Below are 23,909 nucleotides of genomic sequence, written 5' to 3'. Positions count from 1 at the left end.
CCCCGCAGCCCGCTCCGCCGCCCGTCGGGTTGTGGTGCACGCCGAGGCCCGGGTCGCTTGAGGTGCGGCGTACTTCATTGAGGTGCGGCGTACTCCATGCCGCCGCCATGCCGCTATGCGCCGGTGGAGATCAGTTCGTCCGCCGGGCCGTTGACCGGCTGAGGGCTGCCCGTGAGGTCCATGACGAAGAGCGGGATGCCGAGGCGGTCGGCGCGGGACCTGGCGTCCTCGGCGTATCCCGCGAGTGAGAAGAAGACGCTCGCGGCCGAAATGTTCAGCCCGTTCAGCCAGAGGCATTCGACATCGCGCAGTGTGGCGGGGCGGGTGGACGGGTCGACCTGCGCGACCAGGCCGGGACCCCGCAGATCTATCCCGGACGAGGGCCTGACCTCGGGCTGGACGACATCGCGGAATCCCAGCCACTTCAGATAGCGCGCCGCCGCGGTCACCGCGTCGCGCGCCGTGCGGATGGTGACCGGGCGGAAGGTGGGGCGCGCCGCGGTGACCGTACGGGGGAGCGGGACGGGCGCCGGGCGCACGAACGCGCGTGCCGATGTGGCGGCCGGCGACGCGGGGAGCGGGGCGCTCACCGGGCGGACGGGGATGCGCAGCACGGTGCCGCAGGGGCAGCCGAGTTCCGGCTGCGGCCACTGGTCCTGGCGGCCGCACTCCTGGCATCTGACCGTCACCCAGTCGTCCGTCCAGGTGCGGTGAGTGATCCGTTCCGGGGGAGCGCCGCGCAGCATCGGCGGGGCGAGCGGGGCGCCGCACGCGCACGGGTACGGCGTCGGTGCGTACAGGTGGTCGCGGCTGCAGACCGGACAGCGCACCGGCACGGTCTCGGCCATCGCGGTCCCCCTTCCCCAGGTGCTCCGGACCATCGTCCACCAAGCGCGAGGCCTTGGGGAGCGACTTCGGTCATCCCTTGACGTCGCTCCGCGGGCGTCTTAGATTACTTCCGTATAGCAGAACTAAACTTCCGCATTATGGAATCGATGCTCTCGATCGACGCGACAGAGAGCCCGACTCCGCCCGGCCGAGCAGGAGCCCCCATGCCTCGTATGACCGCTGCCCGAGCGGCAGTTGAGATCCTCAAGCGCGAAGGCGTCACGAATGCGTTCGGTGTGCCGGGCGCGGCGATCAACCCCTTCTACAAGGCACTGCAGGCCGGCGGGGGCATCGACCACACACTCGCCCGCCATGTCGAGGGCGCCTCCCACATGGCGGAGGGCTACACCCGTGCCAATCCCGGCAACATCGGTGTCTGTATCGGTACATCGGGTCCGGCCGGCACCGACATGATCACCGGGCTCTACTCGGCCATCGGCGATTCGATCCCGATCCTCTGCATCACCGGCCAGGCGCCGACCGCGGTGATCCACAAGGAGGACTTCCAGGCCGTCGACATCGCCTCGATCGCCAGGCCCGTCACCAAGGCGGCGACCACGGTCCTGGAGGCCGCGCAGGTCCCCGGCGTCTTCCAGCAGGCCTTCCACCTGATGCGGTCGGGACGGCCCGGACCGGTCCTCATCGACCTGCCGATCGACGTTCAGCTGACCGAGATCGAGTTCGACCCGGCGACGTACGAGCCGCTGTCGGTCTACAAGCCGTCCGCGACCCGCGCCCAGGCCGAGAAGGCCATCAAGCTGCTCAACGCGTCCGAGCGCCCGCTGATCGTCGCCGGCGGCGGCATCATCAACGCCGACGCCTCCGAGCTGCTGGTCGAGTTCGCCGAGCTGACCGGCATTCCGGTCGTCCCGACCCTGATGGGCTGGGGCATCATCGCCGACGACCACGAGCTGAACGCGGGTATGGTCGGCCTGCAGACCTCGCACCGCTACGGCAACGCGACCTTCCTGGAGTCGGACTTCGTCCTCGGTATCGGCAACCGCTGGGCCAACCGCCACACCGGCGGCCTGGACGTCTACACCCGGGGCCGCACGTTCGTCCACGTCGACATCGAGCCCACCCAGATCGGCAAGATCTTCGCCCCGGAGTACGGCATCGCCTCCGACGCCAAGGCCGCGCTGGAGCTCTTCCTCGAGGTGGCGAAGGAGCACAAGGCCGCCGGCCGGCTGCCGGACCGCGCCGGGTGGGCCGCCTCCGCGCAGGAGCGCAAGGCCACGCTGCAGCGCCGTACGCACTTCGACAACGTGCCGATGAAGCCGCAGCGTGTGTACGAGGAGATGAACAAGGCCTTCGGCCCGGAGACGCGCTACGTCACCACCATCGGCCTCTCCCAGATCGCCGGCGCGCAGATGCTGCACGTCTACCGGCCGCGCCACTGGATCAACTGCGGCCAGGCGGGCCCGCTCGGCTGGACCATCCCGGCCGCGCTCGGTGTCGCCACCGCCGACCCGGAGACACCGGTCGTCGCGCTGTCGGGCGACTACGACTTCCAGTTCATGCTCGAGGAACTGGCGGTCGGCGCGCAGCACAGGATCCCGTACGTCCATGTCCTGGTGAACAACGCGTACCTGGGGCTGATCCGCCAGGCGCAGCGCAATCTCGACATCAACTTCCAGGTCAACCTGGAGTTCGAGAACATCAACTCCCCGGAGCTGGGCGTCTACGGCGTCGACCACGTCAAGGTCGTGGAGGGCCTGGGCTGCAAGGCGATCCGCGTCACCGAGCCCGAGCGGCTGCTGCCGGCCTTCGAGGAGGCGAAGAAGCTGGCCGCCGAGTTCCAGGTCCCGGTCGTCGTCGAGGCGATCCTCGAGCGGGTCACGAACATCTCGATGAGCGGTACGGACATCGCGAGCGTGAACGAGTGGGAAGAGCTCGCCACCGAGCCGGGTCATGCCCCCACGGCGATCCGTCAGTTGGTCTGATCTCACGGCTCTTCCTGCGCAGCCGCGGCGGCCCCGTCCCACGCGGCACCCCCGGGGGTTGACCCGGAGGGCCGCGGATGCGGGCTTCTCCGAACCGCGCGAGGAGGCCTAACGCGGTGGCGTGCCGGTCACCTCGACGTCGTCGAAGAGCTCCAGCATCCTGCTCAGCACCCGGGTGCAGGCCGCCACGTCGGCGTCGGTGAGGTCGCCGCCGACCTGCCTCAGCAGGGCGTGCTCGCGGGCGGTCACGGCGGTGATGGCGGCGCGGCCGTCGTCGGTGAGCCGGATCAGTGAGGAGCGCTGGTGCGCGGGGTTGGGGATCGTCTCGACGAAGCCGCGCGCGGTGGCGTCGTTGACCATGCGCTGCACGAACTGACGGCTCAGCGACTGGGCCCGGCCCATCTGCGGGACCGTCATCGGGCCATGCTCGCGCAGCAGGTCGAGCACCGCGCGGACGCCGACCGAGAGGCCCTGCGCCGGGGCGTCCTGCTCGATCTTGCGCTGGACGCGCCGGTAGAGCGGCCCGATGAGGGCGAACACCTCCATCAGTCGCTCGGGCAGGTCGTCGGGGGAGAGCGGTCGGTCGGTCTCGGTCTCGGTCACGACCACATGATGACACCTTGGTTGCCATGATTCCAAGAACATGGCACCTTGGTTGTCATGACTGAGGACGCGACCTCCGCCCGCACGCCTGTGTTCGAAACCTTCGAGTCCGAAGACGGCCCGCTCGCCTACCGCGACGCCGGCCCTCGCGAGGGCCGTCCGCTGGTGCTGCTGCACACCGGCTTCGTGGACCACACCCAGTTCGACAACCTGATCCCCGACCTGGCCCGGCGCTACCGGGTGATCGCCCCGGACGCCCGCGGCCACGGCTTCTCCGCGAACGCGAGCAAGCCGTTCCGGCAGGCCGACGACCTCGCCGCGCTGCTGCGCCACCTCGGTCTCGACGGACCGGCGGTCCTGGTCGGCATCTCGATGGGCGCGCTGATAGCGATCGACACCGCGCTGGAGTACCCGGATCTGGTGCGCGCGCTGGTTGTCAGTGGTCGCGGGCTCGGAGAGCCGGACCTCGGCGACCCCTGGTCCTCGGCGTGCCACGAGACCCAGCAGAACGCGCTCGCGGCCGGCGACATCCCCGGCTGGCTCGACGCCTTCGTCCAGTGGGTGCCCGGCCCGAGCCGCACCCTCGCCGACGTCGATCCCGAGATCGTGCGCCACGTCCGGGAGATGGCGCTGCGCACGCTGATGAAGCACGGCCCGGACGAGCCGAACCATTGCGTCCCGGTGGCCGACGTGGCGGAGCGCGCGAAGGAGATCACCGTCCCGGTCCTGGCCATCAACGGCGCCCTCGACGCGCCCGGCACGGTGGCGACCGCCGACGCCCTGATCCGCGCGGTCCCCCACGGCCGTACGGCCACGATCGACGGCGTCGCCCACTACACGACCATGGAGGCTCCGGAGGCCTTCACCCGGATCCTGCGGGACTTCCTGCGGGAGGTGTACGCCGAGAAGGGCTGATCCGCCGCCGACGGAGGCTCCTTGCTCTCTCCGGGACGTAGGTGCCGTACCGGATGCCGGCACGAGCGGTGGCCGCACACAGCGAGCGCCGAGTTACGGGACCGTCCGTAACTCGGCGCTCGGGTCGTGAAGTTGGTACCGCCCGACGGAACGAGGCCGGCGCGACAGGTCGTTCGCACCGCCGGGCGGAGTCCGGTGCGGCGGGGACCGCGGCGGCGGCGATCGGCGTCCGTAGTGGTCGCCTCCCTCAGGTCGAGAGGCGGTTCCCGGAACCTTCACCACCGCACTGGCATCGCACGGCCGCCGCGATCCTCGCCTTCCCGTACCGCATGACCACCCCTCATCCGGGTCCGCGGTGCGGGCTCGGCACCCGGAGGTCTGATCTCACGTCAGAGGCCGGGCGCAGCCCAGGAGTTCCTAGTCCTCGCGCAGGGAGCGGACCGCTTCCTCGACACGCTTGCCGTAGTCGGCGTCGGCGGCGTGGAAGTGGGCCAGGTTCTTCTCGATCACGTCGTCGCGGGTGACCTGTGAGAGGCCGCCTGCGATGTTGGCGATCAGGCGGGCCTTCTCGTCGTCCGACATCAGGCGGTAGAGCTCGCCCGCCTGGAAGAAGTCGTCGTCCTTGACGTGGGAGGGCGCCGCGTGGGTGCCGGTCCAGCCCTGGACGGCCAGCGGAGCCGACAGCGCGGCGTCCGTCTGCGCGGGACCGGTGTACGAGTTGGGCTCGTAGTTCTTGTCGGTGCGGCGGCCGTTGCGGGTCGCCATCAGGCCGTCGCGGCCGTAGTTCTCGGCAGACCCCCCGGGCACCGCCTTCGGCGCGTTCACCGCGAGCTGGGTGTGGTTGACGCCCAGGCGGTAGCGGTGCGCGTCCGCGTAGGCGAACAGCCGGCCCTGGAGCATCTTGTCCGGCGAAGGACCGATACCCGGAACGAAGTTGTTCGGCGAAAACGCGGCCTGCTCGACCTCGGCGAAGACGTTGTCGGGGTTCCGGTTCAGGACCAGACGGCCGACACGCCGCAGGGGGTGGTCGCTGTGCGGCCACACCTTGGTGAGGTCGAACGGGTTGAAGCGGTAGTCCGCGGCCTCGGCGGCCGGCATCACCTGGACGTACAGCGTCCAGGACGGGTTCACGCCGCGCTCGATGGCCTGCAGCAGGTCCGTCTGGTGGCTGTTGCCGTCCTTGCCCGCGAGCTCGGCGGCCTGCTCGCTCGACAGGGAGCGGATGCCCTGGTTCGTCTTGAAGTGGTACTTGACGAAGAAGGCCTCGCCCGCGGCGTTCGTCCACTGGTAGGTGTGCGAGCCGTAGCCGTTCATGTGGCGGTACGAGGCGGGGATGCCGCGGTCGCCCATCAGCCAGGTCACCTGGTGTGTCGCCTCGGGGGAGTGCGCCCAGAAGTCCCAGACGTTGTCCGGCTCCTGCCTGCCTGTGAAGGGGTCGCGCTTCTGGGAGTGGATGAAGTCGGGGAACTTGACCGGGTCCTTGATGAAGAACACCGGGGTGTTGTTGCCGACGAGGTCGTAGTTGCCCTCTTCGGTGTAGAACTTCAGCGCGAACCCGCGCGGGTCACGGACCGCGTCCGCGCCGCCGAGCGAGTCGGCGACGGTGGAGAAGCGGATGAAGGTCTCCGTGCGCCTGCCGACCTCACCGAGGAAGTCGGCCCTGGTGAAGCCGGTGACATCGTCGGTGACTTCGAAGTAGCCGTAGGCGCCGCTGCCGCGGGCGTGCACGACGCGCTCCGGGATGCGCTCCCGGTTGAAGCGGGCGAGCTTCTCCAGCAGGTGCTGGTCCTGGAGAAGGATCGGGCCACCGACGCCGGCGGTGGCGGAGTTCTGGTTGTCGGCGACCGGGGCGCCTGACTCGGTCGTAAGCACACGCTGCGTCATGGTGGCGGGATGTGACCTTCCGTGCTGGAGCTGCTGACGGCCCCTGGAGCGTAGATTCGCGGAGAACCAAGCGTCAACAGTTTGTTGAAATGGAAGTTTGTGGTTCCGGGCAGCGGCAGCGCCTGGGCGCGACAGGACAGTTGTCAGCGCTGCCGCGGCCCGGAGATCAGGGGGTGAGGCGATGAGCCCCGGTCACACTCGGGCGACCTGCTGACCGGAGAGGCGCTCGACGGAGCGCAGCAGGGCGGAGTGGTCCAGGCCGCCGTCGCCCTGCGTACGCAGGGAGGCGACCAGCTGGGCGACGACCGCGCCTACGGGCAGCGCGGCCCCGACATTGCGGGCGGCGTCGGTGACGATGCCCATGTCCTTGTGGTGCAGATCGATCCGGAAGCCGGGCTTGAAGTCCCGGTTCAGGAAGTTGTCCTTCTTGCGGGTCAGGACCGTGGAGCCGGCCAGACCGCCGCCCAGGACGTCCAGGGCGGCCCGGAGGTCCACGCCGGACTTCTCGAGGAAGACGACGGCCTCGGCGCAGGCCTGGATGTTGATCGCGACAATCAGCTGGTTGGCGGCCTTCACCGTCTGGCCGGAGCCGTGCGGACCGCACAGGACGATGGTCCTGCCGAGAGCCTCGAGGATCGGCAGCGCGGCGTCGAAGTCGGCCTGCTCGCCACCGACCATGATCGACAGTACGGCCTCGATCGCGCCTGCCTCACCGCCGGAGACCGGGGCGTCCAGCACGCGGACGCCCTTCTCGGCGCCCGCCTTGCCCAGGTCGACCGAGGTCTGCGGGGTGATCGAGGACATGTCGATCAGCAGGGCGCCCGGCCGCACGTTCTCCAGGATGCCGTCGGGGCCGTACGCGATCGCCTCGACCTGCGGGGATGCGGGCACCATCGTGATGACGACATCGGCATCCCTCACGGCCTCGGCGATCGAGGCGGCGGCGGTACCGCCCGCCGCGGCAAGACGGTCCAGCTTGTCCTGCTCCAGCGTGAAACCGGTGACGTCGTAACCCGCCTTCAGCAGGTTCTCGGACATGGGCGAGCCCATGATGCCGAGGCCGATCCAGGCGATGGCCGGGCGGGCCGGCCGGGAAGAATCGAGGGTGCTCATGAGGGTGCCTCTCTCAAAACCTTTGTACGTAAAGTCAGTTGGCGGCGCGGTACTCGGCCGGCAGCCAGGCGAAGGACTCGGCGCTCGGGCGGTCGCCGGCCTTGTACTCCAGGCCGACCCAGCCGTCGTAACCCGCCTTCGCCAGCTCGTCGAGGAGCTGCTCCAGCGGAAGCGAGCCGGTCCCCGGAGCGCCACGGCCCGGGTTGTCCGCGATCTGTACATGGCCGGTCTTGTCGGCGTGGGCCGCGATGACCTGGCTGACGTCTTCGCCGTTCATGGACAGGTGGTAGATGTCGAGCAGGAACTTGGCGTTGCCGAGTCCCGTCGCCGCGTTCACCTTGTCGACGACCTCGATCGCGGCCGGGGCGCTCACCAGCGGGTAGCGCGGGGACTCCGGCTTGTTGAGGGTCTCGACGAGCAGGATCGACCCGACCCGGTCGGCCGCGCGGGCGGCCAGCGCCAGGTTCTCCAGCGCCAGGGTGTCCTGGATCAGCGGGTCGACGCCGTCGACACGGTTTCCGTACAGCGCGTTGAGCGCCTCGCAGCCCACCGAGGCGGCGAAGTCCGCGGCCACCTCGATGTTGGCGCGGAAGCGGTCGGACTCGTCGCCGGGTACGGAGAGCGCACCGCGGTCGGGGCCCGGCAGCCGTCCGGCGTAGAAGTTCAGCCCCACCAGCCGGGTGCCGGCGTCGTCGAGCGCCCTCTTGAGGGCGTCGAGCTCGGCCCGCGGCGGGGTCGGGGTCTCGATCCAGGGCCACCACAGCTCGACCGCCGTGAAGCCCGCCGCGGCCGCGGCCGCGGGACGCTCCAGGAGCGGGAGTTCCGTGAAGAGGATCGAGAGGTTCACATCGAAGCGCTGGTCCGTGCCGCGCTTGTCCCGAAAAAGAGGGGCCATGAGGGGCTTGCGCTCCTTCCGTATTGCGGAAGTTAATTTCTGCTTGATGGAAGACTGCCCGGGACGGGGGAGCACTGTCAAGAGCGGACACGAAAAAATGCCCCCCGAGCAGGGACGACAGAAGCACTCTCCAGACTTCTGTCGTCCCTGCTCGGGAGGCACTCAGGAGTGTCCGGGCGGGGGCAAGTACTACGGGCTGGGCACGGCCCGTACCGGGCTACAGCGCGTCGACGCCGCTCACCTTCCAGCCGTGCGAGGTGAGGGTGAGCGTCATCCGCACCCGGTTGAGGTCGACACGGTCTCCCGTGACCTGGGTGCTCCTGGTGACCTGGTTCACGAAGAGCAGAACGACGGCCTTTTCCGGAGAAGCCGACACCACCGACGCCGCGGGGGCGCCGCCACCCGCCGGCTTCACCACAGAGGCCTTCACCACCCCGTGGTACTTCGTCGCGGTCGGCGCGACCACCGTCGTGGTCGTCTTGCGGTACTCGTCGCGGAAGGCGCCGGTCAGATGACCCACCGCCGCGGCGAAGTCCTTGTCGAGACGCCGGTAGTCGTACGACAGGACGACCGGGGCCGCCTTCTGGGCGGCGGCGAGCGCCTGCACCCTCGCCGTGTCCGACTGCCGGCCGTCCCGGTACTCCGACCCGAACACCGCGACCGCGATCAGCCCGGCCACGACCAGCACGGCGAGCACGGCACTTCCCAGCACACGCCGACGACCGCGCGCCGCGGCGGCCACCGGGTCGTCGGCGCGCAGGACAGGTCCGGCGTACTGATCGTCCGGTTGCCGCGCCTGGCTCGCGTCGTCCGGTGCCTCCAGCCGTGTTCCGTCCGGCTCCACCGGGTCCGTTGCCGCACCCGTCCTCGTGCTCGTCGCTGCACTGCGCGCCGCCACGCGGACCGGTGCGTCCGGTCCCGTCCCGACCCGTTCCGTGCGCCTGGCCGCCGCGCGGGCGGCCGCGGCCATCGAGCGGCGGCCGGGGGATGCGACGCCGGAGCCTCGTCCAGTCAGGTTCGCCACGGTCTTGCTCCTCTGCTCCTGGTGATTGATACGGGTGTGTGCGCGGGCGTGCGGTCAGCCGACGAACTCGACCGAGGACGTCAGCCAGCGACCGCCCTGGTAGACGAGATCGAGCTGCAGCCGGTAGGTGCGGGCCTGTCCCTCGGGAGCGGCGGTGTTGGTCACCTTGCTGTCGGCCACCACCAGGACGCGGGCCTTGCGTTCGTCGGCCCGGGTGATGCCCGCCTCGAGCACCTGCCCCTCGGACACCGACTTGTTCGCGGCGACCAGCTTCGTCAGTTCCCCGGTCTGCGCCGCGAACTGCTCCTTGAACTCGCCGGTGGCACCCTTCAGTACGTTCTTGCTGTCCCGCGCGTAGTGCCGGTAGTCCAGCGAGGTGAAGTTCAGCGCCGACTGGCGGGCGGCGGCCAGGATGTCCTGGTGCCGCTGGTGCTGCACCCGCTGCTCGTACACCTGGACGCACAACCAGCCGCTCAGGGCGGTTGTCACGACCGTCGCCACGGCGAGGGCCGCGGGCAGCGCCCTGCCGCGGCGCGCGGCGCCCATCAGTCTGTCGCCAAGGCGGCGGATCGGCCGGATCGCGCGCGCGACTGGGCCCTTGCTCATGCCATCGGTCCGACGAGCAGCCATTGCCACGAGTCCTTTCCGAACACGTTCTGTTCGCCACCCGTCGAGCCGATCTCGACGGGTGTTCCGTCCGGGCCGACGGCGGTGCCGGTCTCCGGGTCGTACGGGGTGATGTACGCGGCCGGGTCCGCTCCGCCCGCACTGCCGTGTCCCGAGGGGCCGGGAGCGTTCTGGGCGCCGCGGACCGATGTGCCGCCGCGCGCGGTGCAGTGCGCGGCGGTGTTCGCGGGACGCTCCCCGGTGTCCGAGGGGTCGCGCCGCCGCGTCGAGTAGCCCTGTCGGCACGCCGGTGGATCGTCGGCGCCCGCGACCATGCCGAAGTGGGTGGTGCCGTCGCCGGGTATCACGGTGGAGCTGCCGGCGACCACCACCGGGAAGGTGACCAGGGCCTGCTCGAGACCGGGCAGCCGGGCCACCGTGATCTGGCCGCCGCTGATCAGATTGCCCAGCAGGACCGGCAGATGGGGCCGGTTGGCCTGCAGCAGCGAGTTCACTTCCTGTGCGGCGGGGGCGCCGGAGCCAATCACTCTGCGGAGATCGCCGTCACTCGACTTCAGCTCAGCGGTCAGATCGGCCAGGTCGCGCGAGAACGACTTGATGGCCGAGCCCTGATCCGCCTGTGTCTTGAGGACTTTCCGCGAGTCCTCGATCAGCGCGATCGTCTGCGGCAGTGAGCCGGACGCCGACTCGACGAGCTCGTTGCCCGAGTCCACGAGCCGGCTCAGGTGCGGGCCCGTCCCGGCGAAAGCCTTGCCCAGCTCGTCGACGGTGATCTGCAGATCCTTCTTGCCCACCGAGTTGACCAGCCGGTCCAGGCTGAGGACCAGATCCGATGTGGGCAGCGGTACCCGCGTATCGCGGCGGGCGATCGTGCTGCCGTCCTGCAGAAAGGGTCCGCCGGAGGCCCGGGGTTGCAGATCGACGTACTGCTCGCCGACTGCCGAGCGGTTCGCCACGACGGCCAGGCTGTCCGCCGGAATCCGCGACGCGTCCTTGATGTCCAGTGCCACGGACACTCCGCCGGAGCCGGTCAGCCGCAGTTCGCCGACGCGGCCCACCGGCACCCCGCGATAGGTGACTTCGGCGCCCTGGAAGACGCCCCCGGAGTCGGCGAAGTCGGCACGCACGGTGTAGGCGCGGTCGAGAAGGCTGTCGCCCAGCCCGGTGTACTCGGCGCCGACATACGAGACGCCGACGGCGGTGAGGGCGGCGAAGGCGAGCAACTGGGCCTTGACCGTAGGTGTGATCACAGTTGCATCCCCTTCAGCATGAGCTCGGCGAGGGCGAGATCGACCCCGGCCCCATAGCGGTCGCCGTCCCCGCTCCCGTACGCGGCGTAACTGCTGCCGCACACCGGCGGGCACAGTGGCCCGCCGCCGCCCGAGGGCGCAGAGGGTGCCGAGGGGGCGCCCGGCTTTTTGGGCAGCCCCGGCGTGCCCGGCATGGAGGTGGGCAGGGGGAGATCGGGAACCCCCGGGAGCTCCGGGAGTCCGGGCTTTGCCGGGGCGCCCGGCTTCTTGGGCTTGTCGGCGAGGTTGCCGTACACACTGGCCAGATCGAGATCGGCGGTGATCTTGAGATTGACGTAGTCGCCCTTGATGGCGTCCGTGACATTGCGCGGGAACGGATACGTCGTCAGCATTTCCAGGGCGTTGGGCAGATCGCTGCCCGCCTTGTTCAGCTGTTGCAGAATCGGCTGCAGACTCCGCAGGTTGGCGACCACGTCGTCCCGCGAGGCATTGACCACCTTGGTGCCCGTCGCTCCGAGTTTCGACAGCGAGGTGAGCATCCGGGTCAGATTGCGGCGCTGGCCGTCCAGCACCTTCAGGGCGGGCGGCAGGGTGTCGACGGCCAGGGCGATCGTCTTCTTCTCACCGCCGAGTCGTGCGGCCAGCCGGTCGATGCCCTTGAGCGCGCGGATGATCTCCGCACGTTGGCCGTCCAGGCCGCCGAGGAAGGTGTCCAGCTCGGTGAGCAGGGACTTGACCCGGTTCTCCCGGCCCTCCAAGGCCTTGTTCAACTCCACGGTGATCGTCTTGAGCTGGGCCACCCCGCCGCCGTTGAGCAGCGCCGAGAGCGCCGACAGCACCTCTTCGATCTCCGGGTTGCGGCCGCTTCGGGACAGCGGGATCCGGTCGCCGTCGGACAGCCTGCCGACCGGTGAGATGCCGGTCGGGGCGGACAGCGCCACGTACTTCTCGCCCAGCATGCTGGTCTGCCGCAGTTCGGCGATCGCGTTCCCGGGCAGCTTCACCGAATCGGCGACCCGCAGCCGGACCCGGGCGTGCCAGCCGACCAGCTGTACCTTCTCGACGGAGCCCACCGTGACGTTGTTGACCTTCACGGCCGACTGGGGCACCAGATCGAGGACGTCCCTGAATTCGACCGTGACCCGGTAGGCGTCGCCGTCGGCGGCCGCCCCTCCCGGCAGCTGGACGTCGTACAGGCCGTTGAACTCGCAGCCGGTGAGAAGTACCGAACCGACAGCCGCCCATACGGCCACCGCCCCGGCCTTGCGCCGTACGCTCATGCCCGCGCCTCCAGGATTCCGCCGAGCGTCCTGTCGACCGAACCCGTGCCCGACACCGGCTTGGCCGACGGCAGTTTCGGCAGGGATTCGAACAGCTTGGTCAGTTCACCGCAGTCCGGGTTCTTCCCTCCGGCGTCCCCGGTCGTCCTGAGCAGGGAACACAGCAGCGCGGCCGGGTCCTGCGGGGTGTCCGGGTTGTTGCGGGTGTCCAGGGTGCCGGAGGACGGGTTGTAGGCGTTCTGCAGATTCGAAAGGCCGGTGGGCATGACCTCCATCAGCTCCGCGAGCGCGGCTCGCTGGGTGACCAGCACCTTGGTTACCTTGCTGAGGCCCTTCACATCCGCTGTCAGCGCCTTCTTGTTCTTCTTCACGAAGTCGGCCACGTCCGCGAGCGCCGGCCCCAGATGCCGCAGCGCCGCGGCGAGGTCCTTGCGTTCCCCGGCGAGCTGGTCGGCCACCTTGGCGAGGCTGTCGTTGAACGACCGGACACTGGTGTCGTCGGACGCCAGCGCGGCGGTGAACACCTGCAGATTCCGGATGGTGCCGAACAGGTCCTTCCGGCCGTCGGACAGGGTGGTGACCGCCAGCGACAGGTCCTCGACCGTCTGGTTCAGCTGCTTACCCTGGCCCTGGAGGTTGTCCGCGCTCACGCCGAGCAGCCGGGACAGCGAACCGTCCGCGTTCGCGCCGCGCGGGCCGAACGCTTCGGCCGTCGTATGCAGACTGTCGAAGATCCGGTCCAGTTCGACCGGTACGGCCGTGCGGCTCTCGGGGATGACAGCGCCGTCCCGCATCGCGGGACCCTTCCGGTACACCGGCAGCAGCTGGACGTAACGGTCGCTGACGACCGAGGAGTTGATGATGGCCGCCTGGGCGTCCGCCGGGATTCTGCGGCCGGACTCGTACTCCAGCTCCACCCGAACCCGCTTGCCCTGCGGCATGATCTTCTTGACCTCGCCGATACGGACACCGAGAACCCGTACGTCCGAGCCGGGATAGATGCCGACGGTGCGCGGGAAGTACGCCGTGACGCGGACCGGCGACGTTCGTGGCCAGAGCACGAGGGCCGTGCCGGCGACGAGTGCCAGCGCGACGACGAGTGCCAGGCAGCGCGCGAGACGTCCCTTCGGCACCAGCCTGTTCGGCAGGAAGCGCCCCTTCGGCAGGAAGCGGCCGTTCATTGTGAGCCTCCAGTCCGCGGAGCCACCGGAGTGGGTGCGACCAGGTTCTGGATGTAGCTGTCGAACCAACGGCCGTTGCCGAGGGTGTTCGTGAAGACGCGCACATAGGGAGCGAGCAGTTTCACGCTCCGGTCGAGGCTCGCCTGATTGCGTTCGAGCATGGTGACCACCGAGTTCAGGCCCTTGAGCGCCGGGCCGATCTCCTTGCGGTTGTCCGCGACCAGGCCGGAGAGCTGGATGCCGAGTGCGGCTGAGCTCTTGAGCAGCGTGTGGATGGCCTCGCGCCGCCTGGAGATCTCCTTGAACAGCTTGTCGCCGTCCTTGATCAGAACGCCGAGGTCGCCGGAGCGGTCGGAGAGCACTCCGGTGACTCCATTGGCGTGGTCGAGCAGTTCACCCAGGGCCTCGTCGCGCGAGGCCACCGTCCGGGAGATCTTCGAGAGCCCCTTGATGGACGCCCGGACCTCGGAGGGTGAGTCCTCGAAGGTGGTGGAGATGGTGTCCAGGGCGGTCGCCAGCCGGGCCGTGTCGACCTTCTCCGTGGTCGTGGTCAGTTCGCTGAATGCCGCCACGACGTCGTACGCCGGTACCGTCCGGTTCAGCGGGATCTCGCTGCCCGGCCGCAGTTGGCCCGTCCCCTTCGGCTGCAGTGCGAGGTACTTCGAGCCCAGGATCGTCTTGATCCGGATGGCCGCTCCGGTCCTGGTGCCGAACTCCGGGTCGCCCTTGACCCGGAAGGTCACCTTCACATGGTCGCCGTCCAGATCGACCTCGTCGACCTTGCCGACCTTGACCCCGGCGATCCTCACCTCGTCGCCGGGCTTGAGCCCGCCCGCTTCGGAGAACGCCGCGCTGTACGTGTCACCGTTGCCGATCACCGGGAGGCTGTCGGCATTGAACGCGGCCGCTGCCAGCAGCGCGAGCAGGGAGACGCCGACAGCCCCGATCACCACTGGATTGCGTTCACGGAAGGGAATCATGCGCACCTCGCCCGGGCGACGTGAAGCTCGGGAGTGATGACCTGCCGGGTCTTCGGCAGCACGATCCGGCCGTCGAAGTCACACAGGTAGAAGTTGAACCAGGAGCCGTACGAGGCCGTCCCGGTCAGCTTGTTGAGCTTGCTCGGCAGCCGCTTCAGCACGCCCTCCACGGTCTTCTCGTTGTCGTTCAGCGTTCCGGTGAGGTCTCTCAGCCCGGCGATGTCGTCCCGCAACGGCGGACGGGCGTCCTCGAGCAGACCCGAGGTGGCGTCGGTCAGGGCGCCGATGTTCACCAGCGACTCGCCGATGGGCTTGCGGTCGGCGGACAGCCCGGAGATCACCCGCTGCAACTGCTTGAGCAGGGCGGAGAAGCGGGCGCCGCGTTTGTCCACGGTCTTCAGCACCTCGTTGAGGTTGTCGATCACGGACCCGATCAGCTTGTCTCGGCCGGCGAGCGTGCTGGTCAGCGACGCCGTGTGGGCGAGCAGGCTGTTGACCGTCCCGCCCTCGCCCTGCAGCGTCTTGATGATCTCGGTGGCGAGCTGGTTGACGTCCTTCGGGCTCAGTGCCGCGAACAGCGGCTTGAAACCGCCGAGCAGCGCATTGAGATCGAGCGCGGGCTGGGTCCTGGACAGCGGGATCCGGCCACCGGGCTTCAGCCGCGTACCGCTGCCGGCGCCTTCCGTCAGCGCGATGTACCGCTGCCCCACCAGGCTCCGGTAGCGGATGACGGCGCCGGTGGAGGTGAGCAGCGGGCGGTCGTCGGTGACGCTGAAGGTGACCTCGGCCAGCGTCCGGTCCTTGATCGCCACCTGCTGGACCTCTCCGACCCGCACGCCGGCCACCCTGATGTCGTCGCCCTCCTCCAGGCTGGTGACATCGCTGAACACCGCGCGGTACGTGTGCTCGGGGGCGAAGGAGATATTGACGATCGTCGCCGCGAGCAGCGTCGTCGCCAGCACTGTCACCACGGCGAAGAGAATGAACTTGACCAGCGGTGCCGCGGTTTCTGTGGCTCGGCTCACCTTCATGCGACACTCACCGCCGTTCCGCGGGCCATCGGACCGAACAGCAGTGTGGCGACCGCCGGTACCCGGTCGGCGGGAACTCCCATGACCGGGGCCACCAGTGAGCCGATGGCCCGCTGCTCGGCCTCCGTGGCGGACACATTGGCCCCGCCGGGCAGCGCACCGCCCGGGTGCGTCGCCGACGTACCGTCGTTGAGCTTGACGTCCGGTGCGGGCACTTGGGGGTGGGGCAGACCTCTGCAATCGGGTCCTGAGCGCTCTGCATAGCGCGGTTCCTCGCCGGGTCGGTACGCGGGTCGTGGGCGGACGAATTCGAGCGTGATGCGCATCTCCCCGCCTCTGAAGGCCTTTTCGGATGCCGCCTCCTGTTTCACCAGGCCGTCCAGAAGACAGGGGTACTCCGGCGCGTAGCGGGCGAACAGCGCCAGCGTGGGACGGGAGACGCGCCCGAGAGTGATCAGCCGGTCGCCGTTCTCGTCCAGGAAGGCGTCGGCGGTACCGGCGGTGGTGGCGGTCGCCGTGAGCGCGGAGGCCAGCTGGTCCTGCCGCTCGACGAGGGTGCGGCTCGTGGTGACGGAGTTCCGCAGGACGCGCATCAGATCGGGTGCCGCGTCGCCGTACACCTCGGCCACGTCGGCGAACCGTGAGATGTCTTCCTTCAGGGAGGGCATATGCGGATTGAGCTTCTTCAGATAGCCCTCCAGACGGGTGAGGTTGGCACCGATCCGGTCGCCCCGCCCTTCGAGAGCGGTGGAGAACGCGGACAGCGTGGCGTTGAGATCCGCCGGTCGCACGGTCCGCAGCAGCGGCAGCAGATCGTTCAGCAGTTGCTGCACCTCCATACCGGCCTTGGTGCGGTCCTGGGTGATGACGTCACCCGCGCGGATGTGCCGGGCAACGGACCCGCGGGGAGGTGTCAGATCGACGAACTTCTCGCCGAACAGCGTCTTGGGCAGCAGCCGGGCCCGCACATCGGCCGGGATGCGGGAGACGTGCTCCGGCTTGAGGGCGATGTCGAGCGTCGCCTTCTCGCCGTCGGCCCGCACTTCGCGCACCTCGCCGACCAGCAGCCCGCGCAGTTTGACGTCGGCCCGTGGATCCAGCTGGTTGCCCAGGGTGTCGGCCTCCAGCGTGATCCGTACGACGGAGGTGAACGCCTGTTGATAGACGGCGACGGACAGCGACAGCAGAAGGGCGATGACGGCGATGAAGACGATGCCGTACAGCCGCAGTCGCGCGCCGCGCGTCGGGACGAGTCCTGGAATTCGCATCGGCACTACCCCGCAATCCGTACGGTCGTGTTGGCGCCCCAGATCGCCAGACTGAGGAAGAAGTCCAGAAGGTTGATGGCGACGATGGACGTCCGCACGGCGCGCCCGACCGCGACCCCGACGCCTGCCGGGCCGCCGCTCGCGTAGTAGCCGTAGTAGCAGTGCACCAGGATGATCACGACGGCGAAGACGATCACCTTGCCGAACGACCACAACACGTCGACCGGCGGCAGATACTGCTGGAAGTAGTGGTCGTAGGTGCCCGCGGACTGCCCGTAGTAGCCGGTGGTGATGGTGCGTGCGGCGAAGTACGAGGACAGCAGCCCGATCACGTACAGCGGGATGACGGCGACGAAACCGGCGATCATCCGGGTGGTCACCAGGAACGGCAGCGAGGGAACGCCCATCACCTCGAGGGCATCGGTCTCCTCGCTGATCCGCATCGCGCCGAGCTGGGCGGTGAACCCTGCCCCCACCGTCGCGGACAGGGCGAGGCCGGCCACCAGCGGGGCGATCTCACGGGTGTTGAAGTACGCCGACAGGAACGCCACGAAGTTGGAGGTGCCCAGCTGGTTGAGCGCCGCGTACCCCTGCAGGCCGACCTCGGTGCCGGTGAAGAAGGACAGGAAGGCGATGACGCCGACGGTGCCGCCGACCACGGCCAGCGCGCCGCGGCCGAAGCTCACCTCCGCCAGCAGCCGCAGGATCTCCTTCTTGTAGCGGCGCAGGGTACGGCCGGTCCAGGCCAGCGAGCGCCCGTAGAAGGACAGTTGGGTGCCGAGCTCCTCCAGGGAGCGGAGCGGAAGCCCCACGATTCGACTGATGAGCGCCACGGTCAGCCCCTCTGCGGAACGATTTGGAAGTACACCGCGGTCATCACGAAGTTCGTCACGAAGAGCAACATGAAGGTGATCACCACCGACTGGTTCACCGCGTCGCCGACGCCCTTCGGGCCGCCCTTGGCGGTCAGTCCCTTGTACGAGGCCACGATGGCGGCGATGGCGCCGAACACCAGCGCCTTCAGCTCGGCCGCCCACAGATCCGACAGCTGGGCGAGGGTGGTGAACGAGGCGAGATACGCGCCCGGGGTGCCGTTCTGCAGGATGACGTTGAAGAAGTAGCCGCCGGCCACACCGACGACCGACACCAGCCCGTTGAGCAGCACCGCCACCACCATCGTGGCCAGCACTCTCGGCACGACCAGCCGGTGGATCGGGTCGATGCCGAGCACCTGCATGGCGTCGATCTCCTCGCGGATCTTGCGAGCCCCGAGGTCCGCGCAGATCGCCGTGCCTCCCGCACCCGCGATCAGCAGTGCGGTGACGATCGGGGAGGCCTCCCGCAGCACCGCGAGCACCGAAGCCGCGCCCGAGAACGACTGGGCGCCGAGCTGCCGCGTCAGGCTGCCGATCTGCAGGGCGATGACCGCACCGAAGGGGATGGAGACCAGCGCCGTGGGCAGGATCGTGACGCTCGCGATGAACCACGCCTGCTGGATGAACTCGCGTACCTGGAACGGGCGCCTGGGCAGGGTCCGTACGACATCCAGGCCCATCGCGAACAGGCTGCCCGTATGCCTGAGGGCTCCGGTGGGGGACAGGCTCATGCGCCGGCCTCCTTCACACGCACCGCGGCCCGCACCTGTCGCAGCGCCTCTCGTTCGGCGATGGCCTCCCAGCGAGGCGGCCGGGCTATCCCGGCGGTGGGCAGCAGACGCGGAGTCAGCTCCGGTATGCCCGGCGGAGTGGCATCCCCGCCCGCGCCGAGCTGTGCGAGCTCCTGCTCGACCTGGGCCGCGTCCTTCTCCTCCGCCATCCCGATCGGACCCTGCATACGGCCGTTGAGGAACTGCCGTACGACCGGCTCATCGCTGGTCAGCAGCTTTTCCCGGGGGCCGAACATCACCAGCTCACGCCGGAACAGGAGCCCGATGTTGTCCGGAATCTGCCGCGCCGACGCGATGTCGTGGGTGACGATCAGAAAGGTCGCGTCGATCTGCGCGTTGAGGTCGACGATCAGCTGGTTGAGATAGGCCACCCGCACCGGGTCGAGCCCCGAGTCCGGCTCGTCGAAAAGGATGATCTCCGGATCGAGTACGAGGGCACGTGCGAGACCGGCCCGTTTGCGCATACCGCCGGATATCTCGCCGGGCAGCTTCTCCTCGGCGCCGATCAGTCCGACCATGTCCATCTTCTCGAGCACGATCCGTCTGATCTCGCTCTCCGGCTTGCGGGTGTGCTCGCGCAGCGGGAAGGCGATGTTGTCGTAGAGATTCATCGAGCCGAACAGCGCACCGTCCTGGAACAGCACGCCGAACAGCTTCCGCACCTCGTACAGGTCGTGCTCGCGCAGGTCGGTGATGTCCGTGCCCGCGATCCGGATCGACCCGCGTTCGGGCCGCAGCAGCCCGACGAGCGTCTTCAGGAACACCGATTTACCCGTACCCGAAGGGCCGAGCATCACCGAGATTTCTCCGGCGGGCAGCGTCAGCGAAACGTCCTGCCAGATGACCTGGTGGCCGAAGGACTTGGTCAGCCCCTCCACACAGATCTCGACACCCATCCGGTTCACCCTTCAGCCGTGGAGCGGTCCGACATCTGCTCTACGGGGAGGGCGGGCCCGTCCGTCGCGACGAGGCGAGGATTTTTTTACGGGCCGGGAATCAGGGCGGAATCAGGGTGGAACATGAGATGTACGCCGGTGTGCTAGCGGTTCGGGAGCACCGGCGCCACGGACGCGTCCGCCTCCGGCACCTTGGTGGGGAGCGGCTGCGACGGCACGTCCGACGCCGCGGGCAGGTCGGGCAGGTCCGGTACGGCGGGCAGATCCGGTGCGGACGTGAGGTCGGGCACGGCGGTCAGGTCCGGGACAGGGACCGCCGGCACGGCCGATACATCTGGAATGTTCGGTATGCCGGGTGTGGGCAGTGGCAGTTCCGGCAGCGGGGGCAGCGGGGGCACGGTGAGCCCGGGGGCTCCGTACTCCTGCGTCCCGGCCGCGCCCTGCCCGGCATTCGTGCTGCCGGGGGACGGCGCCGCGCCACTCGCCGGCGGCGACTGCACGTCAGCGAACCCCGAGACTGCGGGGACCGCCGGACGCGACCGTTGCGGCCCGTCCGCGTCGTGGACGTACGGCAGGATCAGACCCGCGACCGCCAGCGTCGCCGCGGTCGAGGCCAACGCCACCACCTGGGCATGGCTGCCCTGCGTGCGGCCGCGCCCGATCAGCCACAGCCCCAGAGCGAGCGTGGCGGCCAGCGAATTGCGCAGCGTCCGGCGGGCCCGCGCCAGCAGTGACTCGACCGTCCGGTAGCTCAGCCCCATCTTTGTGGCGACCTGGCCGACGTCCAGATCCTCGGCCTTGAGCCACAGGGCCTCGGCCTGGCGGGCAGGCAGCTCCCCGCTCCGGCGCGCCAGCCATCTCGCCTCGGCCTGGTCGCAGACCGCCTCATCCACCGGCACCGGGGCCGGTGCGAGCAGCCTGGGGCTGCTGCGCACCTCGGTCTCACGGTTGACCTGCCGGTAGCGGTCCACGCACAGCCGCATCGTCACCGTAGTCAGCCAGGCGCCCAGCCGTTCCTCGTCCAGATGAGGGTTCTCGGCAGCGCGCAGCATCGCCTCGTGCACGGCGTCCTCGGCGTCCTCCGCGCTCATGGACCTGCGGCGGGCCACCTTGAGCAGTTGATCGCGGTGGGCCCACGCGCGCTGCCACCGCTCGTGAGCCGCTTGCGTGTCCGTCGTCATGAGGGCCCCTTCGCTCTCACCCCGGCCGGACACGGTGCTTGCCCGGCGCGGGGGAGATTACCGTCCGGTAGCGGGGGTTGTGGAGGGGGAGGCGCGGATCGATTCCGTTCCGTTGCTGGTCAACGCATCCACGCCGGGCAGCCCCGCGATGGGACTCGGGACCGGAAGCAGCGGCGCTTCCGGCTCCGGGCCGCCGCCCGCACTCCTGGAAGGCGAGGGCGAATTCGAGGGCGTGGGGGAGGACTTGGCCCCGCTGTCCCGGTCGCCGGGGCGGTCAGGAAAGGCGGAGCGGACCGGCTGCCGAGGCGTGTCCGACGGCTCGGGCTCCGGACGGACGGCCGGTGCGGAGCCGCTGTCCGGCACGACCCGGTGACCTTCCAGGTAGTAGGCGAACCACGCCCTGACCGTGCGCAGGTACGCGGCGGAGTGGTTGTAGCCGAGGATCGCGCGGTCCAGGTCGGCCGCATCGGACAGATCCCGCCCGCCCGCGCACAGATAGCGCCCCGCCGCGAGGGACGCGTCGTAGATGTTGCCCGGATCGCGGTGTCCGTCGCCGTTGCCGTCGGAGCCCCAGACGGCCCAGGTCGACGGGATGAACTGCATGGGACCGACGGCACGGTCGTACGCGGTGTCCCCGTCGTACACCCCGCCGTCGGTGTCCTTGATGGCGGCGAACCCGTTGCCGTCCAGCCTCGGGCCGAGGATCGGGCCGAGCGTGGTGCCGTCCGCGGTCACCCGGCCACCGCGCGCCTGCCCGGACTCGACCTGGCCGATCGCGGCAAGCAGCTGCCAGCGCAGCCGGCAACCGGGCCTGTCGTCCGCGAGCTCCTCCTCGGCCTGCCGGTACGCGGCCAGTACGGTGGCCGGCAGCGTGCCGCCGACCCGTGCGCCGGAGCCCTCCGCACCTTCGGTGCCGCCCGCGACGCCGCGCGTACGCAGCGGCGGAAGCCGGGTGCGGTACGGGGTGTCACCGGAGACGCTCGGCCCCGACGAGGCCGGGTGGATCTTCGCCGGGGCCGAGGCGTGTGCCGCCGGTCCCGGGGCCTGTGAGGCGGTCAGTGCCGCCATGGCCGCCGTAACGACAGCTGTCGTCCTGACACCTCTGTGCTTGCGCCCTGTCATGATGCAGACCCCTCCCAGTGCCGCTGCAGCGCGGCGTTTCTTCACCTGCTCTACGCGGCACGGGCGCAGGTCCGTCGCACGGAGCCGGACCTTTTCCGGAGTTTTTCCGGAGCTTTTCCGTGCTGGGAGGGCCGACGACGGCGCGGGAGCGCGCGGCTAACGTGGGGGCATGGTGCGACTGAGAGTGGAGTTCACGACCGAGCCGTTCGACCTGGACGAGCCGCCGGCGCACGCCCTGGCCGTCCGCGAGGTCGTCCAGGGCGCGGACCTGGACAAGGTGGACGTCGGCCCGTTCGGCAATACGGCCGAAGGCGGCGCCGACGAGGTGCTCAGCGCGGTCGACGCGCTGCTGCGCACGGCCCTGGACGCCGGGGCCACCCGGGTCTCGCTGCAGGTCAATGTGGTGGAGGGCGAGGAATGACCGGGCCCGCCGACCACGCACTCGCACGGGCGGTCAAGCCGCTGGTGGACGCCATGGGCGGAGAGCTGCTCGCACCCGGTGAAGCCCGCGAGGACGACGTCGTACTCAGCTGGGAGGGTGAGGAGGTTTTCGCCGTGCGCCTTCCCCAGCTCGCGGACTCCCTCGACCACATCCTGGCCGCGATGGAGCGCAGACACGGCATGCCGCTGGCCGAGCTGGACCGCAAGACCAAACAGCAGGTTGTACGGACCCTGGAAGCGCGCGGCGCGTTCACCGTACGGCACGGTGTGGAGACGGTGGCGGCGGCCCTGGGGGTCAGCCGCTTCACCGTCTACAACTACATCAATTACGCCGACGAGCAGCGGGCCAAGGCGCGTGCGGGCGACGAGCAGTCACGGCAGGACGACTGACGAAGGGCGGCGGGACTCGGCTGCGAAAACGACCCCTCCCGGAGTGCGGCACGGGCGCCGACGCCTGTCACCCAGAAACAGCAGCCCTGCGCCGCGGGAGCCGGGCTCAGTGAGCCCGGTTCATCAGGGGAGCCGCCCTCGGTGAGCCCCGCTCACGCGACCACACGCGAGTAAGGTGCTTGTCCACAACACCGTGAACAGGGAAAACGCCGCGAAGAAGGACTGAGGTCGCACCGGCGCGCCCCGCTGTCCGGATGTCCGGACGGCGGCTTCCGGGTTGCCGAGTTTTCAACAAAGTGTTGACGTTGTGTTGCCGGAGGGCGTTAGCTGTCCGCAGCCCGTCCAACGCACAGCGGAAAACAGCCACGGAGGCTCCCGTGACTTCGAGTCCACAGAGCTTGTCGGGGGCGGCCCCCGAACCCCCGGCGGGTCTCACCCGGTTCAACACCTCCAAGGACAGCGCGGCCCTGGTCGCACTGCACGAGGTGTGCGCCAGTTCGGCGTGGGGGAGCAAGCTGCTCGCCCGGCGTCCGTACGCCACTGTGGAGGCCCTCTTCGACGCCAGTGACGCCGCCATGGCCGAGCTGACCGCAGAGGATCTGGCCGAGGCGATGGCGGGGCACCCGCCGATCGGCCGGCCGAAGCCCGGGGACCCGACCTCGTCCCGCGAGCAGCGCGGGATGGCAGGCGCCTCCGAGGAACTCAAGGCCGAAATGCTCGAGCGGAACCTGGCCTACCAGGACAGGTTCGGCCATGTCTTTCTGATCTGCGCCACCGGCGCGACCGGTGAGCAGATGCTCGAGGCGCTCAAGGCCCGGATCGGCAACTCGCCCGAGCAGGAGCGGGAAATTATCCGCACCGAGCTGGGCAAGATCAACCGTATCCGGCTGACCCGCCTCGCCGAAGAAGGAGAATGACGTCTTGAGCACGGAGACCACCGCGTCGGTGTCCACGCACATCCTGGACACCAGCATCGGACGCCCCGCCGAGGGGGTCACCATCTCGCTCGCGGCCCGCAGCGGCTTCGACGCGGAGTGGGTCGCGCTCGGCGGCTCGAAGACCGATGCGGACGGGCGCTGCAAGGACCTGCCGGCGCTGCCGGAAGGAACGACCCACGTACGTCTCGACTTCGAGACCGAGGCGTACTTCTCAGACAAGCACGGTGCCAATCAGCAAGCCGAGGCGCAGCAGGACGCCCCCCGCGTAAGGGACAGCGGTGCGTTCTTCCCGGAGGTGGCGATCACTTTCGCCGTCACGCCGGGCGAGCACTACCACGTACCGCTGCTGCTCAACCCGTTCGGCTACTCCGTTTACCGAGGGAGCTAGCAGAC

The 23,909-nt window shown here is 69.4% G+C and carries 24 protein-coding genes; 6 read left to right on the top strand and 18 right to left on the bottom strand.

Annotated elements, in window-relative coordinates; genetic code table 11:
- Positions 1 to 113: 113 nt before the first annotated feature.
- Positions 114 to 848: a hypothetical protein gene (locus tag ACWDZ6_RS08230; protein ID WP_451502209.1), complete on the bottom strand. Its 735-nt coding sequence runs from the start codon at positions 846 to 848 to the stop codon at positions 114 to 116.
- 204 nt (positions 849 to 1,052) lie between these two features.
- Between ACWDZ6_RS08230 and gcl the strand changes: the two genes are divergently transcribed.
- A complete protein-coding gene (gcl, locus tag ACWDZ6_RS08225) occupies positions 1,053 to 2,831 on the top strand; it encodes a glyoxylate carboligase (protein WP_451502208.1) in 1,779 nt (592 codons plus the stop codon).
- 108 nt (positions 2,832 to 2,939) lie between these two features.
- Here gcl and ACWDZ6_RS08220 read toward each other — a convergent pair whose 3' ends face one another.
- A complete protein-coding gene (locus ACWDZ6_RS08220) occupies positions 2,940 to 3,377 on the bottom strand; it encodes a MarR family winged helix-turn-helix transcriptional regulator (RefSeq protein ID WP_451502346.1) in 438 nt (145 codons plus the stop codon).
- 114 nt (positions 3,378 to 3,491) lie between these two features.
- Between ACWDZ6_RS08220 and ACWDZ6_RS08215 the strand changes: the two genes are divergently transcribed.
- Positions 3,492 to 4,349 carry an alpha/beta fold hydrolase gene (locus ACWDZ6_RS08215; RefSeq protein WP_451502207.1) on the top strand — a complete coding sequence of 286 codons (858 nt, stop codon included), beginning with the start codon at positions 3,492 to 3,494 and terminating at the stop codon, positions 4,347 to 4,349.
- Between the two features lie 417 nt (positions 4,350 to 4,766).
- On the opposite strand, the gene ACWDZ6_RS08210 is transcribed toward ACWDZ6_RS08215, so the two are convergent.
- The 16 genes from ACWDZ6_RS08210 to ACWDZ6_RS08135 form a co-directional block, all read right to left on the bottom strand.
- Entirely contained in the window at positions 4,767 to 6,233 is a 1,467-nt protein-coding gene (locus ACWDZ6_RS08210; protein WP_451502206.1) for a catalase, read from the bottom strand.
- A gap of 192 nt (positions 6,234 to 6,425) precedes the next feature.
- A complete protein-coding gene (locus ACWDZ6_RS08205; RefSeq protein ID WP_451502205.1) occupies positions 6,426 to 7,346 on the bottom strand; it encodes a 2-hydroxy-3-oxopropionate reductase in 921 nt (306 codons plus the stop codon).
- 34 nt (positions 7,347 to 7,380) lie between these two features.
- Positions 7,381 to 8,241, bottom strand: a complete 861-nt coding sequence (locus ACWDZ6_RS08200) for a TIM barrel protein (protein ID WP_451502204.1) — start codon at positions 8,239 to 8,241, stop codon at positions 7,381 to 7,383.
- A 217-nt stretch (positions 8,242 to 8,458) separates the two neighbouring features.
- Positions 8,459 to 9,265, bottom strand: a complete 807-nt coding sequence (locus ACWDZ6_RS08195) for a hypothetical protein (protein ID WP_451502203.1) — start codon at positions 9,263 to 9,265, stop codon at positions 8,459 to 8,461.
- 54 nt (positions 9,266 to 9,319) lie between these two features.
- A complete protein-coding gene (locus tag ACWDZ6_RS08190; protein WP_451502202.1) occupies positions 9,320 to 9,871 on the bottom strand; it encodes a hypothetical protein in 552 nt (183 codons plus the stop codon).
- A complete protein-coding gene (locus ACWDZ6_RS08185) occupies positions 9,868 to 11,142 on the bottom strand; it encodes an MCE family protein (protein WP_451502201.1) in 1,275 nt (424 codons plus the stop codon). Before ACWDZ6_RS08185 ends, ACWDZ6_RS08190 begins: the two co-directional genes overlap by 4 nt.
- Positions 11,139 to 12,422, bottom strand: coding sequence for an MCE family protein (locus tag ACWDZ6_RS08180; RefSeq protein ID WP_451502200.1), 1,284 nt, complete (start codon positions 12,420 to 12,422; stop codon positions 11,139 to 11,141). Before ACWDZ6_RS08180 ends, ACWDZ6_RS08185 begins: the two co-directional genes overlap by 4 nt.
- Positions 12,419 to 13,528 carry an MCE family protein gene (locus ACWDZ6_RS08175; protein WP_451502345.1) on the bottom strand — a complete coding sequence of 370 codons (1,110 nt, stop codon included), beginning with the start codon at positions 13,526 to 13,528 and terminating at the stop codon, positions 12,419 to 12,421. The genes ACWDZ6_RS08180 and ACWDZ6_RS08175 overlap by 4 nt, the downstream gene beginning before the upstream one ends.
- A 71-nt stretch (positions 13,529 to 13,599) precedes the next feature.
- Complete coding sequence (locus tag ACWDZ6_RS08170; RefSeq protein ID WP_366735846.1) at positions 13,600 to 14,583, bottom strand: MCE family protein; 984 nt, start codon at positions 14,581 to 14,583, stop codon at positions 13,600 to 13,602.
- Complete coding sequence (locus ACWDZ6_RS08165) at positions 14,580 to 15,614, bottom strand: MlaD family protein (RefSeq protein WP_366735845.1); 1,035 nt, start codon at positions 15,612 to 15,614, stop codon at positions 14,580 to 14,582. The genes ACWDZ6_RS08170 and ACWDZ6_RS08165 overlap by 4 nt, the downstream gene beginning before the upstream one ends.
- On the bottom strand, positions 15,611 to 16,882 hold the full coding sequence (locus ACWDZ6_RS08160) for an MCE family protein (protein WP_451502199.1): 1,272 nt from the start codon (positions 16,880 to 16,882) through the stop codon (positions 15,611 to 15,613). Before ACWDZ6_RS08160 ends, ACWDZ6_RS08165 begins: the two co-directional genes overlap by 4 nt.
- Before the next feature lie 5 nt (positions 16,883 to 16,887).
- Entirely contained in the window at positions 16,888 to 17,715 is an 828-nt protein-coding gene (locus ACWDZ6_RS08155; protein ID WP_451502198.1) for an MlaE family ABC transporter permease, read from the bottom strand.
- A 2-nt stretch (positions 17,716 to 17,717) separates the two neighbouring features.
- The gene (locus ACWDZ6_RS08150; protein ID WP_326653531.1) at positions 17,718 to 18,488 is read right to left on the bottom strand and encodes an MlaE family ABC transporter permease; all 771 of its coding nucleotides are present in this window, start codon (positions 18,486 to 18,488) and stop codon (positions 17,718 to 17,720) included.
- Entirely contained in the window at positions 18,485 to 19,444 is a 960-nt protein-coding gene (locus tag ACWDZ6_RS08145; RefSeq protein WP_451502197.1) for an ABC transporter ATP-binding protein, read from the bottom strand. The genes ACWDZ6_RS08150 and ACWDZ6_RS08145 overlap by 4 nt, the downstream gene beginning before the upstream one ends.
- Before the next feature lie 143 nt (positions 19,445 to 19,587).
- Positions 19,588 to 20,625: a sigma-70 family RNA polymerase sigma factor gene (locus ACWDZ6_RS08140; protein ID WP_451502196.1), complete on the bottom strand. Its 1,038-nt coding sequence runs from the start codon at positions 20,623 to 20,625 to the stop codon at positions 19,588 to 19,590.
- 57 nt (positions 20,626 to 20,682) lie between these two features.
- Positions 20,683 to 21,747 (bottom strand): lytic transglycosylase domain-containing protein, encoded by a 1,065-nt coding sequence (locus ACWDZ6_RS08135; RefSeq protein ID WP_451502195.1) that lies wholly within the window; start codon positions 21,745 to 21,747, stop codon positions 20,683 to 20,685.
- Between the two features lie 172 nt (positions 21,748 to 21,919).
- Here ACWDZ6_RS08135 and ACWDZ6_RS08130 point away from each other — a divergent pair, with 172 nt between their 5' ends.
- The 4 genes from ACWDZ6_RS08130 (at position 21,920) to uraH (ending at position 23,904) form a co-directional block, all read left to right on the top strand.
- Positions 21,920 to 22,168 (top strand): hypothetical protein, encoded by a 249-nt coding sequence (locus ACWDZ6_RS08130; RefSeq protein ID WP_326655457.1) that lies wholly within the window; start codon positions 21,920 to 21,922, stop codon positions 22,166 to 22,168.
- Positions 22,165 to 22,578, top strand: coding sequence for a helix-turn-helix domain-containing protein (locus ACWDZ6_RS08125; RefSeq protein ID WP_451502194.1), 414 nt, complete (start codon positions 22,165 to 22,167; stop codon positions 22,576 to 22,578). Before ACWDZ6_RS08130 ends, ACWDZ6_RS08125 begins: the two co-directional genes overlap by 4 nt.
- 377 nt (positions 22,579 to 22,955) lie before the next feature.
- On the top strand, positions 22,956 to 23,495 hold the full coding sequence (gene uraD, locus ACWDZ6_RS08120; RefSeq protein WP_451502193.1) for a 2-oxo-4-hydroxy-4-carboxy-5-ureidoimidazoline decarboxylase: 540 nt from the start codon (positions 22,956 to 22,958) through the stop codon (positions 23,493 to 23,495).
- Positions 23,496 to 23,499: 4 nt separating this feature from the next.
- Complete coding sequence (uraH, locus tag ACWDZ6_RS08115) at positions 23,500 to 23,904, top strand: hydroxyisourate hydrolase (protein ID WP_451502192.1); 405 nt, start codon at positions 23,500 to 23,502, stop codon at positions 23,902 to 23,904.
- The last annotated feature ends 5 nt before the right edge of the window (positions 23,905 to 23,909 follow it).

The organism is Streptomyces sp. NPDC002926 (genome assembly GCF_053591755.1).
This window is presented reverse-complemented; position numbering and strand designations above follow the sequence as displayed.

What these genes read in the sequence shown, in the direction of transcription:
- ACWDZ6_RS08205 (WP_451502205.1), bottom strand. Translation starts at nt 7,346, where the DNA reads ATGAGCACCCTCGATTCTTCCCGGCCGGCCCGCCCGGCCATCGCCTGG.
- ACWDZ6_RS08125 (WP_451502194.1), top strand. Translation starts at nt 22,165, where the DNA reads ATGACCGGGCCCGCCGACCACGCACTCGCACGGGCGGTCAAGCCGCTG.
- ACWDZ6_RS08160 (WP_451502199.1), bottom strand. Translation starts at nt 16,882, where the DNA reads ATGCGAATTCCAGGACTCGTCCCGACGCGCGGCGCGCGACTGCGGCTG.
- ACWDZ6_RS08165 (WP_366735845.1), bottom strand. Translation starts at nt 15,614, where the DNA reads ATGAAGGTGAGCCGAGCCACAGAAACCGCGGCACCGCTGGTCAAGTTC.
- ACWDZ6_RS08135 (WP_451502195.1), bottom strand. Translation starts at nt 21,747, where the DNA reads ATGACAGGGCGCAAGCACAGAGGTGTCAGGACGACAGCTGTCGTTACG.
- ACWDZ6_RS08215 (WP_451502207.1), top strand. Translation starts at nt 3,492, where the DNA reads ATGACTGAGGACGCGACCTCCGCCCGCACGCCTGTGTTCGAAACCTTC.
- ACWDZ6_RS08180 (WP_451502200.1), bottom strand. Translation starts at nt 12,422, where the DNA reads ATGAGCGTACGGCGCAAGGCCGGGGCGGTGGCCGTATGGGCGGCTGTC.
- ACWDZ6_RS08150 (WP_326653531.1), bottom strand. Translation starts at nt 18,488, where the DNA reads ATGAGCCTGTCCCCCACCGGAGCCCTCAGGCATACGGGCAGCCTGTTC.
- ACWDZ6_RS08140 (WP_451502196.1), bottom strand. Translation starts at nt 20,625, where the DNA reads ATGACGACGGACACGCAAGCGGCTCACGAGCGGTGGCAGCGCGCGTGG.
- ACWDZ6_RS08145 (WP_451502197.1), bottom strand. Translation starts at nt 19,444, where the DNA reads ATGGGTGTCGAGATCTGTGTGGAGGGGCTGACCAAGTCCTTCGGCCAC.
- gcl (WP_451502208.1), top strand. Translation starts at nt 1,053, where the DNA reads ATGCCTCGTATGACCGCTGCCCGAGCGGCAGTTGAGATCCTCAAGCGC.
- ACWDZ6_RS08190 (WP_451502202.1), bottom strand. Translation starts at nt 9,871, where the DNA reads ATGAGCAAGGGCCCAGTCGCGCGCGCGATCCGGCCGATCCGCCGCCTT.
- ACWDZ6_RS08220 (WP_451502346.1), bottom strand. Translation starts at nt 3,377, where the DNA reads ATGGAGGTGTTCGCCCTCATCGGGCCGCTCTACCGGCGCGTCCAGCGC.
- ACWDZ6_RS08210 (WP_451502206.1), bottom strand. Translation starts at nt 6,233, where the DNA reads ATGACGCAGCGTGTGCTTACGACCGAGTCAGGCGCCCCGGTCGCCGAC.
- ACWDZ6_RS08200 (WP_451502204.1), bottom strand. Translation starts at nt 8,241, where the DNA reads ATGGCCCCTCTTTTTCGGGACAAGCGCGGCACGGACCAGCGCTTCGAT.
- ACWDZ6_RS08230 (WP_451502209.1), bottom strand. Translation starts at nt 848, where the DNA reads ATGGCCGAGACCGTGCCGGTGCGCTGTCCGGTCTGCAGCCGCGACCAC.
- ACWDZ6_RS08170 (WP_366735846.1), bottom strand. Translation starts at nt 14,583, where the DNA reads ATGATTCCCTTCCGTGAACGCAATCCAGTGGTGATCGGGGCTGTCGGC.